16 protein-coding genes are annotated in these 14,826 nt (G+C 40.8%); 3 read left to right on the top strand and 13 right to left on the bottom strand.

Translation table 11 applies throughout. The annotated features are described in order from the left end of the window. Nucleotides 1-21: 21 nt before the first annotated feature. The 4 genes from EAL2_RS12120 to EAL2_RS12105 all read right to left on the bottom strand — a co-directional run bounded on the left by EAL2_RS12120 (nt 22) and on the right by EAL2_RS12105 (nt 4,841). Nucleotides 22-432 (bottom strand): molybdenum cofactor biosynthesis protein MoaE, encoded by a 411-nt coding sequence (locus tag EAL2_RS12120; protein ID WP_025436633.1) that lies wholly within the window; start codon nt 430-432, stop codon nt 22-24. A gap of 34 nt (nt 433-466) precedes the next feature. Then, the gene (locus EAL2_RS12115; protein ID WP_025436632.1) at nt 467-3,046 is read right to left on the bottom strand and encodes a PEP/pyruvate-binding domain-containing protein; all 2,580 of its coding nucleotides are present in this window, start codon (nt 3,044-3,046) and stop codon (nt 467-469) included. A gap of 351 nt (nt 3,047-3,397) precedes the next feature. Beyond that, nucleotides 3,398-4,081 (bottom strand): ABC transporter ATP-binding protein, encoded by a 684-nt coding sequence (locus EAL2_RS12110; protein ID WP_025436631.1) that lies wholly within the window; start codon nt 4,079-4,081, stop codon nt 3,398-3,400. Further along, the gene (locus tag EAL2_RS12105; protein WP_025436630.1) at nt 4,068-4,841 is read right to left on the bottom strand and encodes an ABC transporter permease; all 774 of its coding nucleotides are present in this window, start codon (nt 4,839-4,841) and stop codon (nt 4,068-4,070) included. The genes EAL2_RS12110 and EAL2_RS12105 overlap by 14 nt, the downstream gene beginning before the upstream one ends. 232 nt (nt 4,842-5,073) lie before the next feature. On the opposite strand from EAL2_RS12105, the gene EAL2_RS12100 reads away from it, so the two are divergent. After that, nucleotides 5,074-5,661, top strand: a complete 588-nt coding sequence (locus EAL2_RS12100) for an HD domain-containing protein (protein ID WP_025436629.1) — start codon at nt 5,074-5,076, stop codon at nt 5,659-5,661. Between the two features lie 121 nt (nt 5,662-5,782). Here the strand turns inward: EAL2_RS12100 and EAL2_RS12095 are convergent, their stop codons facing one another. From EAL2_RS12095 to EAL2_RS12055, 9 genes are all read right to left on the bottom strand, one after another. Continuing rightward, nucleotides 5,783-6,958 carry a M20 metallopeptidase family protein gene (locus EAL2_RS12095; protein WP_025436628.1) on the bottom strand — a complete coding sequence of 392 codons (1,176 nt, stop codon included), beginning with the start codon at nt 6,956-6,958 and terminating at the stop codon, nt 5,783-5,785. Nucleotides 6,959-7,243: 285 nt separating this feature from the next. Continuing rightward, on the bottom strand, nt 7,244-7,558 hold the full coding sequence (locus tag EAL2_RS12090) for a cupin domain-containing protein (protein ID WP_025436627.1): 315 nt from the start codon (nt 7,556-7,558) through the stop codon (nt 7,244-7,246). A gap of 113 nt (nt 7,559-7,671) precedes the next feature. Continuing rightward, nucleotides 7,672-8,298, bottom strand: coding sequence for a 4Fe-4S binding protein (locus EAL2_RS12085; RefSeq protein WP_158408936.1), 627 nt, complete (start codon nt 8,296-8,298; stop codon nt 7,672-7,674). Nucleotides 8,299-8,524: 226 nt separating this feature from the next. Then, the gene (locus tag EAL2_RS14930) at nt 8,525-8,998 is read right to left on the bottom strand and encodes a hypothetical protein (protein WP_025436625.1); all 474 of its coding nucleotides are present in this window, start codon (nt 8,996-8,998) and stop codon (nt 8,525-8,527) included. Further along, entirely contained in the window at nt 8,998-9,825 is an 828-nt protein-coding gene (locus EAL2_RS12075; RefSeq protein WP_242842535.1) for a 4Fe-4S binding protein, read from the bottom strand. The genes EAL2_RS14930 and EAL2_RS12075 overlap by 1 nt, the downstream gene beginning before the upstream one ends. 115 nt (nt 9,826-9,940) lie before the next feature. Beyond that, a complete protein-coding gene (locus EAL2_RS12070) occupies nt 9,941-10,450 on the bottom strand; it encodes a pyridoxamine 5'-phosphate oxidase family protein (protein WP_025436623.1) in 510 nt (169 codons plus the stop codon). Nucleotides 10,451-10,760: 310 nt separating this feature from the next. Beyond that, nucleotides 10,761-11,930, bottom strand: coding sequence for an iron-containing alcohol dehydrogenase (locus tag EAL2_RS12065; RefSeq protein WP_025436622.1), 1,170 nt, complete (start codon nt 11,928-11,930; stop codon nt 10,761-10,763). Nucleotides 11,931-12,107: 177 nt separating this feature from the next. After that, nucleotides 12,108-13,271 (bottom strand): RNA-guided endonuclease InsQ/TnpB family protein, encoded by a 1,164-nt coding sequence (locus EAL2_RS12060; protein WP_025436621.1) that lies wholly within the window; start codon nt 13,269-13,271, stop codon nt 12,108-12,110. A gap of 202 nt (nt 13,272-13,473) precedes the next feature. Beyond that, complete coding sequence (locus EAL2_RS12055; RefSeq protein WP_025436620.1) at nt 13,474-14,106, bottom strand: flavodoxin family protein; 633 nt, start codon at nt 14,104-14,106, stop codon at nt 13,474-13,476. 143 nt (nt 14,107-14,249) lie between these two features. Here EAL2_RS12055 and EAL2_RS12050 point away from each other — a divergent pair, with 143 nt between their 5' ends. Both EAL2_RS12050 and EAL2_RS15925 read left to right on the top strand, forming a co-directional pair. Then, nucleotides 14,250-14,564 (top strand): MerR family transcriptional regulator, encoded by a 315-nt coding sequence (locus EAL2_RS12050; RefSeq protein WP_322787255.1) that lies wholly within the window; start codon nt 14,250-14,252, stop codon nt 14,562-14,564. Then, nucleotides 14,565-14,690, top strand: coding sequence for a hypothetical protein (locus tag EAL2_RS15925; RefSeq protein ID WP_322787254.1), 126 nt, complete (start codon nt 14,565-14,567; stop codon nt 14,688-14,690). The last annotated feature ends 136 nt before the right edge of the window (nt 14,691-14,826 follow it).

Below are 14,826 nucleotides of genomic sequence, written 5' to 3'. Positions count from 1 at the left end.
CAGCAAAGACTTTTTTTTGAATTATAGTTTTTGCTCTATTTCCGTAACACATTCGGTTTTGATTTTTTCCACCAGGAATTGCAGCGCATCCACAACATGAGGTCTTATATCGCCGCCAATCAGTACATACATTATGTCATCACCCACTTCAAGCTGGCCTTCATTAAGCCAGACCTTAACATAGAATATCCCGTCCCTTTTATAAGTTTCCGCAATCGCCTCGTCCACTCTCACTGAATCATAAGCAAATTCCATTCCTTTTACCAACGAACCGTCATCGATTCCTTGTCGGACCATGGCTTTGGGCGTCTGGCGGACAACGCCATTATGAACTAAAAACATCCCTTCCTGTAAGGCCCTTGGATCCGCTTTTGCTTCTTTGAGCCATTCGTCTATGGATGGTGATACTTTTTTCATTTTTTCGTTAATCATAAATCAACACGCTCCCCGTCGAATATTTTTATCTCTATTCCAAAATTTCAACATGACCTGTATTGCCATTAACTCGAACCAGTTGTCCATTTCTAAGCAATTTGTTCTGCATGGAAATCCCCACCACTGCAGGAATCCCATATTCCCTCGCTACAATCCCACCATGGCTGAGTGGCCCGCCATACTCCATTATCAGGGCTTTCGCTGTCATGAAAAGAGGTGTCCATGCTGGATTAGTGCTCTCTGCTACCATAACTTCTCCCTCCAGCAGATTGGAATCATTTGGATCTGTCACAATTCGAATCCTGCCTTCATAAACTCCTGATGAAAGTGGAATCCCCTGAAGCACATTACCTTTATCTGACAACACTTTTCCCGAATAATAGGTTTCTCCGGTATTGAGGACAAACCTTGGAATACAGTTTCTTTTCATTTCCTTTTCATAGTTGTCCTTTGCTGAATTGATAAGGGCTTTTACATCAAGCTGAGCTTTTCTTTCACACGCATTTAGAATCTCATCCCTGTGCAAGTAGAAAATATCATTTTCATTCTCCAAAACGCCTTCATTCTTCATGTGTACACCAACCTCAAGAAGCATTTGACGGGCCACGTCAAGACCCTGAACGATATTAAACTTCGGATATTCTCTCATCCCTGCTGCCGTTCTATAGGTCTGCATCATTTTCTTTAGTCTGACAGCGTAACGTTTCCCTCTTTTGGCTTTCGCAGCTTCATATATTTCCTCGATGAGCTCATCAGCTTCCTTTGCCTTCGATGTGATTTCAGAAATGTTTTTTTCATACGCCCTATCCTTCATATACTGCTTGACTCGATCTATCAAAAATTTAGGGTTCTCACGCCATCTTTCTGTTCCCAAATCGAGCTCTAAGTTTCCTCTGTGTCCAAATTTTCGTAGCATCGTTTTCATACGTTCATCATTAACATCCACCGGCATATCCTTTTCCGTAAAGTGCTTTGCCAGCCTATTGAGTTCTAAGTTCAGCTCCATTGTCACACAATCAGGCAAAGCATATGTCAAAATATCAAGGTTAAATCGATTGCCAAACAAGGCTTTTACCTTCCTCTCAATTTTAGCATAATTCTTCGCCTCAACACAGTAAAGAGCCTGCTTTTGCGACAATATGAATGCTTTCATCATAATTTCATCGCAATAATCAAGTATTTCACGGAGTATTTTCTTTTCCATCGATTGCATCACAATCTCCCGATGAAATTCTTCGCCAAGTCTTCTGACAGCTTCATATTTTTCTTCTGCTGACAGTTTCTTTATACCCTTCATACTGCCTATCATAGACAGGCCATACCTGAAAATACCAAATGGAATTTTAAATCGAATGCCTTGATGCCTGAACGTCTTTCCGTGGTCAGCCAAAAGTTGGTCCATTGTCCGTTTTAGAGGCAGATCTGATCCCGAGAACGCATTCCCGAAGCTTTTCCCAACAAATCTGTTTGACAGCATATATGAAATATCCAGAAATATACGTGCTCCTGTATATGTCACGAAATCTCCGGGTATCTTTTTCTTTGTTGCAGTCATTACCTCCAGAACCGTCGGAAACATTCCCCCATAAATATCGGCACCAAGAGGCGTGAACGCCTCCTTCATCCCTAGCAAAACTGAACTTGCTGCCATATAAGCCCTCAGCTTGCCATCCTGCTTAAATTGATCTATTGGAAAAAGTGCTGTGATATCCCGCGACTGAAGCACAAAAATTTCGCCACCTTTGTTTATAGCAAATTCTATATCCTGTGGTTTTCCAAAATAAGCATGGATCCCTTGAGCAACTTCAACGAGACGCTGTATGTCCTCAATCGAAAGAGATGACTCCATATTACGTTTCGAATCAACCGGGTGCGCCTCTATTCCGGCATTGCCATATGCATATAATATCTCCTTGGTTCCAATAGTTGAACTGATCAGATTTTGCTCCTCTATCGAGTAAATGTATTGATCTGGATTCACAGCCCCCGAGACAACCGCCTCACCCAGACCATAAGAAACATTTATTATGTACTGACTTCGGATGCCATTTGTCGGATTGGCTGTGAACAAAACACCGGCAACCTCCGAATTAACCATTTCCTGAACAATTACGGCGTGCGTTAAATCTTCTTCAAGTCCAAACTGCTTCCTGTAAGTCATGGCACGCTCATTCCAAAGCGACTGCCAACATGCGATTACTTTTTTGAGCAGATTATCTTTTGTAACATTCAGGTAGCTGCTGTATTGCCCTGCAAAACTCATATCCGGCAGGTCTTCAGCGTTGGAGCTGCTTCGAACAGCAACCTGCTGCACGCCCAGGCTGCGTAGCGCACTCATTATTTTCTCTTTAATCTCTTCGGGCAGCTTAGCTACATCAAATAATGCTTTGATCTGCTCTGACTTTGATTTGTCTGTGGACTCCGAATCCAGAATTGCCTTGATCTGAGAATTCAGATTGTTTCTATCCAGATATGATTTATAAGCCTCTGATGATATTGTAAAGCCATCCGGCACCATAAAGCCTTCCCTTTTCATTTTAGACAGGTTTAGTGCTTTGCTCCCGACACGCTCAAGTGTATTCTTCTCCGAATCTTCAAGCCCAACAATCATCTGCGGCTCCTTCCTCCATATGATTTTTTATCTGAAATACAATTCGAAAATAAAGCCGGCGTAACCCCATCTCAAGCTTTATTATCATTTATCGCTAAGCTTCCATGCGCTTTATGACTTTTCCTTGTCGCATCTACTTATAGGGTTATTTATTCCTTAATCATACCATTAATTCCCTACGACAACCATCCTGGCACACAAGGATATTATTATACCAATTCCACTTCATTTGTTCAAAACAAAGTGACCCCTCCAGATTCTGCATAAAATAAATTAACCGCCAGAATAATTCCAGCGGTATCAATTCGTTGCATTATTAGATTTACGTAATTTCAAATAAGCTTTTTATCTTTATTCCTGTTCCTTAAGAATGCTAAAATGAATTAGTTCAAACGCTTCAGCTGCGGTATCTACCTGACGAACCTGTCCGTTATGCATAATGGCATAATTATCAGCAAGCAATTCAGCTTCTTTGGGATCGTGAGTAACATAGAGCACCGGAACCTGTAATTCTTTAAGCGCTTTACGAAAATTAGGTAGAATTCTTTCTTTCAAAACAACATCTATACCAGTTAATGGTTCGTCCATGAGCAATATTTGCGGTTGAGGAACAAGGGCTCGGGCCAACGATGTCCTTGTTTGATAGCCGCCGCTCAACTCCATTGGATGTTTATCCAAAACAGCTTGCAAATCGAGCAAATCAATTACTCTTTCATAAGTTTCAATTGACCCCTTGCCATTGTGCATTCCATAGAGAATATTTTCCTTAACAGTCATATGCTGAAAAAGAGCCGGCCGTTGAGGGACATAACCAACATTTCGCCGTTCGGGAGGCATGGAAGTAACATCGCATCCATTTAAGAACACTTTTCCGCTGTCAGCAGTTATGATCCCAGCTATTATTTTCAGGAATGTGGACTTGCCACTACCGTTTATCCCTATAAGCGCTTTGATTTCTGAATTGATCTCCAGGCTAGCCTGTTGCAGAACATTTTGATGTCTGAATTTCTTGTTGATTTCTTTAGCTTGCAGCATAGCGACGCCCCCTAATACTTAATATCGAAACAATTGATAAGGAAAGGACAACACAGAATACTGCAGCCGTTACAGCCATATCCAGATCACCAACCTCCACTTTGGTGAAGACATAGGAGGCTAGAACCTGCGTTCTTCCTGGCATATTACCGCCAAACATAATAACCGCTGCAAATTCGCTCAGAGATCGCGAAAAACCCAGTACAAAACCAGAAAACAAAGCTTCACCCATCAGCGGAAGAACCACTCGAAAATAAACCCGGCTTGGATTATCCCCCAGCGTTCTAGCTACATCAATTACTTCCGGCTCCATTTGATCAACACCTGAAACGAGCGTACGTGCTGCTAAAGAGTAGGAGACAAAAAACATAGCCAAAATGACAGCAAACAGTGTGAAGGCCGCACCAGTTTCTCCTAAAAACCCACAGGTTTTTCTTCCAAAAGCTAAAAGCAAGGCCAATCCTGCTACAGTGTGAGGAAGTGCAATAGGTAAGTCATTGAATAAACTTGCAACTTTATATACTATAGAATCACGATGAAACAAATGATAATAGGCAAAACCTACCGCTACAGCCATAGCCAGAACAGAAGCTAAAAACGCTGCTATTAGCGTGTTTTTAACACAGTTCCAGAAAAAAGGGTCTGCCATGGTAGCTGAAATCCCTTCAGCCGTTAAGTTAAAAACCAGTGCCAGAACGGGAAAAAGTATTAATATTATAAACAATGGAAGAAAAACAATTTTTATTAATTCTTTATTCATAAGTGGATTGTCAACACTTAATTGGACAGTATCTTGAAAGTCAGGTACGCTATTAGACTCGAGTAGAACTAGCCATAGGTTGTCCAATCACAGGATACTTTATGTCATCACCAACTTCAAGCCATCTTTTGCTCACAATAAAAACATGCTATACTCAAGTTGGATTTGATATTCCGAGCAGACAACACTACAATTGCATTGTGTTTCAAGAATTTTGGAAAGGATGATTTTTGTGTACGATAATTCACACCTAGACCACATAAAAAAATTCAGAAAAAGCATGGGATATGACTTGTATCGCGAGGCTGACAAACTTATAAAGCCTGAGTATTTTAGAAAACCAGGCGGAGTACATGGTACGCTGCATGCTAAGAGAGTTTTGCTGCTGGCTATGCTTATGTCTGAAGCCGACAACCTTCCTAAGTACGAAAGGAATATTCTTGCAATTTGCAGCGCATACCATGACATTGGCCGGGAGCATGACGGACACTGTACCGTGCACGGGATATACAGCTTTAATAAAGCGAAAAAACTCGGTTTGCTTAACGATTTGAATAGCTATGAACTGCGCCTGGTTAGATACATAATAGAAGGGCACTGTATCGATGACAAAAAAGCGAAAAGTGGATTTTCAGATGATGAATCAGCACTCAGACTTTATGATTACTTCTGCGACTGCGACAGTCTAGACCGAGTGAGACTCGGCACGCTGTATAGGCTTGACGAGTCGTATTTGAGAACCAATACAAGCAAATCGCTAGTTGGAGTTGCTTACGGTATATACAAGGATTGGGATAAAGTATATGCCGAACTAATATAAACAGTAGAAAAAAAGCGTATCGTTATAACGATACGCTTTTTTATAGCTTCTCTTTAAAGCTTCCTAAATATTTAATTATTCACTTTGCTACAATTATTGACTTATAGCATTTAAATGCTTATTACTTATTATTTTTTAACCAATTGAAAGCACACTGAGCGTTAACTGCAGCGCCTATTGGGAGTACGTCTTCATCAAATACTACCTTTGGATGGTGATGAGGGAATGCCCCTCTTTCGTCCTGCATCTTACAATTGAATTGGAAGTGAGCCGTAGGAACTAGTTCTGATATGAATGCAATATCGTCTGTTGGAGTAGCTCTTTGATCCTTCAGTAGAGTAAAGTCTGCATCCATCTCCTTAACATAACCAAGCATTTCATCAAGTAACTCAGGATCTGTATAAAGTGATGGAACGTTTGACAACACCTCATACTCAAAGCTTGCTCTGTATTTCTTGCAAGTAAGGTCAATTATTTCCTGCATTCTATTAAACAGGTATTCGCGAACTTCTTTGCTGTATGTTCTCATTGTTCCCTGAAGAACGCAAGTATCCGGAATAATATTAGGAGCCGCACCTGCTGAAAACTGTCCAAGAGTTATTATTGCAGTTTCAAATCCCGAAACTTCCCTTGCAATAAGCTCCTGAAGACCAAGGTAAACATGAACTCCAACATTAATTGGATCCACGCCCTTCTCAGGCATAGCACCATGGCATCCTTTTCCCTTTATTGTAATTTTAAAACCATCAACAGATGATAAAGTATATCCATGCTGATATCCTATTGTGCCAACCGGAGCATTTAACATGGTGTGCATTCCTATTGCAGCATCAACCTTTGGATTTTCAAGCACACCTGCATCTATCATAGCCTTTGCGCCTATGAAGTACTCTTCCCCTGGCTGGAACATAAGCTTGATTGTACCTTCTATCTCATCCTCGCGCTCTTTAAGCATTTTTGCTGCTCCAAGGAGCATGGCTGCATGGAGGTCATGTCCGCAGGTGTGAGCATATGGAGTAGTGGAAGCAAATTCGAGTCCGCTGTCCTCAGTCATGTTCAAGCCATCCATATCTGCACGAATAAGTATAGTCTTTCCAGGCTTTTTACCTCCTAAAAGAGCCACAAGTCCCGAACTGATGATTTCCTGTGCTTCGATGCCCATTTCCAGAAGCTTCGCCTTAACATATGCTGTAGTCTTAGGAAGATCATTCATTATTTCCGGCATGGAATGAAGATCTCTTCTAATAGCAATAATCTCTTCCTTGAGCTCGTTTGCTCTCTTCATAAACATATTCATCATCAATTTACCCCTTATCTTTGATAATTTTTCCCAAGGCATAGTACCTTGAAACCCAATTATTAATTAGTGTTTTCGATATTTCAACTTTACCACTCCAGGAAAACCTTTTCAACGCAAATACTTTCGTAATTTTTTTCAAAAATTATATAAAGGAAAACATTTTCTTCATACAGCAGAAGCAGGGAAAATATTTTCATTCTCCAAATGGATAAAACAAAAGGCTCTCGACGTTGGCAAATAACATCGAAAGCCTTATTATTTTTACAGGAACTCTTTTACGTATTAATTTTTCGGGGCAGGCGCCTTTACTACTATCAGCTCCAAAGTTTCCTCATGCAGGTTTTTGACATTCATTTTTGTCTGAAACGGAATTTTCAGCAGAGTTCCTGCCTCATATTCATGGATTTCCTGCTCGTCAAGTCCAATGGAGAGCTTACCTCGAAGAACTGTCATATACACATTCGAGTTGGAGAAATGCTCCGGAAGTCCCTGGTCCTTGTTGAATACCATGTGCAGATAATGCACGTTCTCATCGAATATTACTCTTTCTACAGCCATTTCATCATTCCTTGACAGTTTGAATACCTGTTCAACCATAACAGAATACCTCCTAAATATTTTTAAATAATTGATTTTTAAATGAACATCTTTGAATTGCCACATCATACTTCGCCATGCCAAAAATTCACCAATTATAGCAAAGCAAATAATTATTTGCCGTAGTGGATAGCGCTCTTGGGACATACATTCTGGCAATTTGTGCATTGATGGCACAATGAAACATCGATGACAGCCCTATTATACTCTGGAGAAACAACTATCGCATTGGAAGGGCAGACTTTCTCACAAAGCTTGCATCCAACACAGGCTTCCTTGTCGACCCTTTCTGACAACCATGCGGATCTGCTGAATACTTTTTGGAGAGCTCCGAATGGACATATCAGATTGTGGAATACTTCCGGCTTATATCTGAGAGTGACAAGCACCGATATGACAAGCCAGAAAAGCATAATAGGCAGGTCCAAATGCAGCAACCTTTTTGACAGAATCATTACCGCTATGCTTAATCCCAAGGCTATCCAGGGAATATACCCTTTTTTCAGCCAACTGGGCGTTTTTGACGTTTGAAACTTTAAACCTTTCGATAAGCGCTCAGCCGGAATCATCAGTGTGTTCATAGGACAGATATAACCACAGTAGACTCTTCCGAATACGAGTGCAGCTATCAGGCTTGCAGCGAACAATACCAACCATAGTTTTACTTTCCCATTTGCAAGCAGAAACAGAAACAGCCCGAAAAACAATATTCGAATTATATTGACTATGTTTTTCATCATATTCACCTCCTGTCGCATCGAATCTCAAGGATAAGTCCATCAGCCCGGTGCATTCTATATATCCTATCTATATATTCTTATTATAGTGATAAAATAATGAAAAAGGTGTTACCTATGTAACACCTTTTTATATTCTTTCAAAAAAATCATCGGGCAAACATTTACTTGAACCATTAACAGATACCCGAATCATTAACAGAGGTATTCATTAACGCTAATCAGTAACTTAATCCACATCGATAATATAATTTGAAAGTTCCTTTTCCAAAATATCGTTCCATTTGCCATGTTCCTTGAGAACCGTTACTGCTGTACTTGGCAGATTCTCTATAGAAGTATAGGATACTCCTGTATAAATGGATACAAACATTTTTACTGAACCCGTTCCTAGTTCAACATCGTCACCCAAATAGGAATATTTTGTTTTTACATCCATAGCCTTTATAATATCTGGATTGTCTGTTTCAAAATTAAATGCCCTTGCCAATGTAGCAGATTCTATTCCAAATGCTTTTTCAATATCCAGGAAGGTATAGGAACCCTTTATATCTTCCGGATTCGGCAAGCCCTCAGAAACTCCTTCTTCTATGACCGTAGGTACTTTCGAAGATTGAGTTTTCCAAAATCCCAGTTCGTCTGCAGCAAGGATACCTCCAAAAGTTATTAGAATAATAGCTATAAAAAGAGTTCTGCTTTTCATTATTTTCCCTCCCCATAGTTTTTAAACTTAAGCTCTACAGTTGAAGGTACAGGACAGGCAAATTCTGAAGTGCATTGTCCGCAACGTATACACTGATGGTCTGTCACAATGCTTTTGTTTGACACATCAATATTCATAGGGCAAATCCTAGTGCATTTTTTACAATTGATACAAGTAAGGCTGTTTCTTCTGATCTTAAATATACTAAATAGGTTTGTCAGACCAATAAGCGCACCGAAGGGACAAGCATACTTACACCATGGTCTTTCAACAAAAATGGATAGTGTCAACGTGGCTGCCAATACAAGCAATCCCCCAAGAGTTGCCTCATCAGACCAAAAGTTGAATAGAGCATAGTAGGGATCGACTTCAAGGAAAACGAGTTTCAGTGAATTAGTTGTCAGGTAGACAACAAAAGCAAGAACCCCATACCTTAAATATCGAAGAACCTTGTCTATAAATGTCGGCATAAAATTATTGTATTTCTTCTTGAAAAGTTTCTTTCCTATATTTCCTATCCACTCCTGAATCGAGCCAAGCGGACACATATAGCTGCAAACAACAGGACCAAATAATATGCCCATAAAAAGAATAATTAGCATAATAACAAATGATGAATTGTGAATTTTGGGAATCATAACATCATACTGAAAAAGTGCTAAAAATGCTGCTACGCCCCCAAATGGACAGATCGCATGTAACGATGCTGCTCCTATGAAAGGTATCTTTGTTCCTATGTCGTCCAAATAGTGATTGAGACTTATCAATCCAATTAAAGCAAAAAATAATACCTGGCTTGCCAACCTTATGGTAATCTTTTTTTTCATGATTTCCTCCATTATTTTTTAATTTTTACTGCTATTATATAATGACAATGTGACAGAATTGTGAATGCTTGAATACTTTTGAAATAATACATCATAGGACGAGTCGTCTCTATAATCAAGGCGACCACTGGAACACCTCCTGAAATCTTCTGACGTAGAAATACCCGGTGACCTCCACTACTATCAGGGCCGTTGACGGCGACTTGACGAAGTGACTCAGGTAGGGGTGCTTGCAAAGTAGCAGGCCCGACCACAACTCAATAGACTCCTCATCCGACAGCGCTTTTGCCTTTCCGGTTATTGTCAAGGCGCTAATACTGTTGAGGCTGTTCGGCTGGCTGGACCTGTTGTCAATCAGCATGGAAATCATCTGGTCGCCCTGTATAAGACTGTACTTTCTTGTCTGAATAGGTGTGGCGAAGATAGCGTATTTCATATCCGGACTCGTCGCAAAGCTTATCAACGTCGCATAGGGCTGTCCCTGGCCCTGGGTCGCCAGAACTGCAAAGGACTGCTCATCGCAGAGGTTACGTATGGCTTCCTCTACGCCTGCAGGACCTTCCTCCTCTTCAACTCGTCCCCTCTTAACATCTATGAACATCGGTTCATCGTAATTATTTTTCATCGCGCACCTCCAATATTAGCTCTACCAGAATTCTACATACTCTTTTCCCTCAACCTTGAAATTTTTTTATCGATTATGCTTTGTTGATATTATTTATACGCATTTACCGGCATCATTAACAACGGAAAGTCGGTTTGGGAATTATCCGCCGTTTTGGGTTTGGCAATTTAAAAACTCATTTACATACTCACTTAATTAACACGTCTCAAATCAAAATGCACACCCTTGTCTATTTCGCGGTGATGCATAGACGAAGGATGTGCATTTCGTTATATGGTATTCAGATTCAGTCAAGAAACTTCTATAGCCATTAGATCATGCTGCTTTTTAAAACTTGTACTACTTCATCAAATGTTAAGACTTTATATCCGCCCTCCAAAATGAATGAACCTTTTGCAATGCCATCAAGCATTTCCTCAGTTACACCCAAATCCTTTATACTCATTGCGAGGCCAATTTCTTTCATGTAAGCCTCCATCCTGTCGAGCCCTTCCTTGGCAATCTGCTCATCGGTTTTCCCTTCTGGATTAACTTCCCACACGTTGATCGCGTAGCGCCTGAATTTTTGAAGTCCGTAAGGCATTATCAACCTGTAATACGGAATTGAAACGGCCGACAGCGTCATTCCATGTGTTGCATCAGTATAAGCGCCTATGGACTGTCCGATCATGTGAACCATCCAGTCTTGGGATTTGCCTTTACCAACAAGTGTATTGAGCGCCCATGTGGAGGTCCACATTATGTTGCTTCTTGCTTCGTAGTCTGTAGGGTTCTTAACTGCGATCCTGGAGCTGTGGATCAGGGACTTCAGCAAACCTTCCATTAAATAGTCAGAGGTGTTGTCGTCCTCGCCGGAGAAATACTGCTCCAGAATGTGGGACATTATATCAAAGAAACCGGCGACCATCTGGTATTGAGGCAACGAAAAAGTGTATACAGGATTCAGAATGGAGAATTTCGGGAATACATTTTCACGGAACACATGGCCTATTTTCAGCTTGGCCGCTTGGTTGGTAATTACGGAGCCACCGTTCATCTCAGAACCTGTGCCTACCATTGTCAGAATGCAGCCTACCGGAATGATTTTATTGTCCACATCCTCCATACGCATATAGTATTTGTCCCATGGGTCCTCCTCGCAATAGGTGGAAACCGACACGGCTTTTGCATAGTCGCATACAGAGCCGCCTCCTACAGCCAAGATCAGATCCACATTGTTGTCCTTGGCTCTCTTGCAGCCTTCGTAAAGCTTCTCGACAGTAGGGTTTGGCATAACGCCTGCATCCTCGAAAACCTCTTTGCCATTCGCCTTTAGTATTTCCACAACCTTGTCGTAAATGCCGTTTTTCTTGATTGAGCCGCCTCCATAGACAAGCAGCACATTTTTGCCGTAGTTAGGCAGCTCCTTATTCAGATACTTCAGAGAATCATCGCCAAAGTACAGTTTTGTTGGGTTAGAATAGCTGAAATTTCCTAGCATTAGTATTATCCTGCTACTCAAAATATGGACAAACATATCCATATCGAGATTTTTACTGCTTCTACGAACCCCGCCTCAACGATTGCGACACAACCTGTCTACTACAGTTTGGTATAGCTCTCCACAGTCGTAAATTCCCGAGATAGCCCTCGGTACATATATAAGTGCCTGTTTTAGTTAGGCTGTCTTATATTCCTTAGCATTAGCCAGATTGATTGAAGCATTCAAGTCCCTGTCAATGACAAGCCCGCAGGAACACTTGTATGTTCTCTCTGATAGCTTCAAATCTTTCTTGTGTGCTCCGCACTCGCTGCAAGTTTTTGACGATGGATACCATCTGTCCACGATTCTTACTTCTATGCCGTGGATGCTCGCTTTGTAGGCGAGTTTCGTCCTGAACTCGTAGAACTTTTGCTGCTGCACTGCTTTGGCTAAATGCCTGTTCTTCATCATGCCGCTTACATTGAGGTCTTCAATTGTTATAAAGCTTGGTTTTTGCTTTACAAGCTCGCTGACCGTCTTGCTTATGTAGTCGGCTCTTATGTTTCCCAGTCTTTGATGAAGTTTTTGTACCTTGGTTATCTGTTTTTGGATGTTTTGCCTAGTAGCTTCTCCTTTCTCAGATTTTTTTAGTTTTTTCAGACCTTCGTATTTCCTCGAAAGCCTTCGTTGCTCACGCCTTAGCTTTTTTTCAAGCTTTCTGACCCTTGAGGTCTTATTGATGTTTTTATTGACGGCTCCGTTTGAGCAGACGGCAAAGTCTTTTAGTCCCAAATCCACACCTATCCCTTCCGTATACGGCTTTAGACAGCCAGCTTTGGCATCTTCTTCCACGAGAATTGATACGTAATATCTGTCTGCCTTTTGGGATACCGTGCCACTTGTGACTTTTGAACTTGTCGGTATATAGCCAAACTCCTTGAGCCTAACCCAGCCTAGTGTCGGAACCTTGACCCTGTGCCTTTCAACAGTCCAGTCGGTATTGTTGTTCTTGGGGAAGTACGCCTTCACAAGTTGTCTGTTTTTCTTTTTGAACTTTGGAAAACCGGCTTCGCCCTTGAAAAACTTCTTGAAAGACTTCTCGCCATTCATTATGGCTTGCTTTACAGCTTTTGACGACACTTCCTTAATCCACACATAGTCTGGATTGCTCGGGACAAACTCGTTGTTGAGCCATTTCGAAAAGTCCATGCCTGATACAAAACGTTGCTTTGTTTCATAAATCTCTTTATTGTGTGCGATGTAGAAATTGTATATAAACCTGCATACGCCAATAGTCTGATGGATTTTAGCCTTCTGCTTGATGGTTGGCTTAATTTCGATCTTGTAAGCTCTTTTCAATCTCCTCAACCTCCCTTATTTGTAGTTTTTCACAGGGACATTGATTAACTCTGCAAACTCACTTGTATTATAGTTAGTGTTTACTTGTATACCTCTCACTTCGCAAATACATATCAATACCTTTGACCACACTTGTCTATATTTTTGTCAACTATTGCTCAGCTCCTCATAATTCGTTATTTATTATTTAATTAAGCCGCACCTATCTTACAAAATTAGTAAATATTTTATCTTCTGCCTCTGGCTCGTTAACAGCGCCCTTGCCGTTTTCGACCAGCTTCATCACCCATGCCATGTTTTTACCTAGTACTCTCATAATTTGAACGCCTTCGCCATCCTGCAACGCTTCACCTGGATTCATTCCATGAATTATATTCCAATAATTTGACGTTGGCATTACCATTTCCGAATAGTTGATGTAGTTGTTTAACTGGCTGAATGTAGCAACTCCACCAGAACGCCTTACAGCCACTACAGCCGCTCCCGCCTTGTGCCTTAGCATGCCGCCATTGACGCTGGCAACGAAGAAGGCTCTGTCCAGGAATGATTTCATCGTTCCTGCCATTGCAGCATAGTGCACCGGAGACCCTAAGATTATACCGTCAGCCTCCTTCATCTTTTGAATCCATTCATTGACTTCATCGTCGAACACGCATCTTTCATTTCTCTCTTTGGCGCAATAACCACAAGCTGTGCAGCCCCTGATTTTCTTGTTGCCAACGTGTACTATCTCAGTTTCTATGCCCTCTTTTTCCAGCTCATCTGTTGCCAATTTTATTGCATGATATGTGTTTCCCTCTTGATGAGGACTTCCATTAAATGCTACTACTTTCATATTTTTTCCCTCCCATCATTGATATGTCCCATTATACATGCTAAAATCTGACTACTGAGTTTGATTTAATTCTACAACTTAAAGCTAACTTTAAGTCAATGCTATTTAGTAATTAATCCAAGATTTTATCGGAGGACTTTTAAATGATATATACAGTCGGTGAAATAGCAAAACAATTTGATGTTGCCGCCTCAACATTGAGATATTATGACAAAGAAGGCTTGCTTCCTTTTGTAGAACGCTCCTCTAGTGGCATGCGCATGTTCAAGGATGAAGACCTGTCATGGTTGAAAACCATTGAATGCCTAAAAAAAACAGGCATGCCCATCAAGGAAATAAAGCATTTTATTGACTGCTGCATGGACGGAGATTCCAAGATAGATGAGCGACTATCCATAATAGAGTCACAGCGTGATGCCGTAATCAAGCAGATGCAGGAAATGCAGGATATGTTTTAAATGCTGAATTTCAAGTGCTGGTATTATGAAACTGCCAAAGAAGCAGGAACCTGCGCAATTCACGATGCTGATAACTTGGAGCCGGAAAAAATCCCAAAAGAATACCATAAATTTATAAACAAATAATAAACTTGATAATAACTCTACTATTATATATATACATCCTTTCAGTTCCCGAATCAGGAATTAGATGTTGGAGAATATAATAGACTTTTTTTAGCCACAAACTACAAGAAGCCCTTATAATCAAGGGCTTCTCATA

It is taken from the genome of Peptoclostridium acidaminophilum DSM 3953 (assembly GCF_000597865.1).
GTDB lineage: Bacteria > Bacillota > Clostridia > Peptostreptococcales > Peptostreptococcaceae > Peptoclostridium_A > Peptoclostridium_A acidaminophilum.
The sequence above is the reverse complement of the archived record's forward strand: the minus strand, read 5'-3'. Positions and strand labels throughout refer to the sequence as shown.

Excerpts from the sequence above, each read along its gene's own strand:
- EAL2_RS12050 (WP_322787255.1), top strand. The coding sequence starts at position 14,250 with ATGATATATACAGTCGGTGAAATAGCAAAACAATTTGATGTTGCCGCC.
- EAL2_RS12055 (WP_025436620.1), bottom strand. The coding sequence starts at position 14,106 with ATGAAAGTAGTAGCATTTAATGGAAGTCCTCATCAAGAGGGAAACACA.
- EAL2_RS12075 (WP_242842535.1), bottom strand. The coding sequence starts at position 9,825 with ATGAAAAAAAAGATTACCATAAGGTTGGCAAGCCAGGTATTATTTTTT.
- EAL2_RS12065 (WP_025436622.1), bottom strand. The coding sequence starts at position 11,930 with ATGCTAGGAAATTTCAGCTATTCTAACCCAACAAAACTGTACTTTGGC.
- EAL2_RS12120 (WP_025436633.1), bottom strand. The coding sequence starts at position 432 with ATGATTAACGAAAAAATGAAAAAAGTATCACCATCCATAGACGAATGG.
- EAL2_RS12085 (WP_158408936.1), bottom strand. The coding sequence starts at position 8,298 with ATGATGAAAAACATAGTCAATATAATTCGAATATTGTTTTTCGGGCTG.
- EAL2_RS12090 (WP_025436627.1), bottom strand. The coding sequence starts at position 7,558 with ATGGTTGAACAGGTATTCAAACTGTCAAGGAATGATGAAATGGCTGTA.
- EAL2_RS12115 (WP_025436632.1), bottom strand. The coding sequence starts at position 3,046 with ATGATTGTTGGGCTTGAAGATTCGGAGAAGAATACACTTGAGCGTGTC.
- EAL2_RS12105 (WP_025436630.1), bottom strand. The coding sequence starts at position 4,841 with ATGAATAAAGAATTAATAAAAATTGTTTTTCTTCCATTGTTTATAATA.
- EAL2_RS12110 (WP_025436631.1), bottom strand. The coding sequence starts at position 4,081 with ATGCTGCAAGCTAAAGAAATCAACAAGAAATTCAGACATCAAAATGTT.
- EAL2_RS12095 (WP_025436628.1), bottom strand. The coding sequence starts at position 6,958 with ATGAATATGTTTATGAAGAGAGCAAACGAGCTCAAGGAAGAGATTATT.
- EAL2_RS15925 (WP_322787254.1), top strand. The coding sequence starts at position 14,565 with ATGCTGAATTTCAAGTGCTGGTATTATGAAACTGCCAAAGAAGCAGGA.
- EAL2_RS12070 (WP_025436623.1), bottom strand. The coding sequence starts at position 10,450 with ATGAAAAATAATTACGATGAACCGATGTTCATAGATGTTAAGAGGGGA.
- EAL2_RS14930 (WP_025436625.1), bottom strand. The coding sequence starts at position 8,998 with ATGAAAAGCAGAACTCTTTTTATAGCTATTATTCTAATAACTTTTGGA.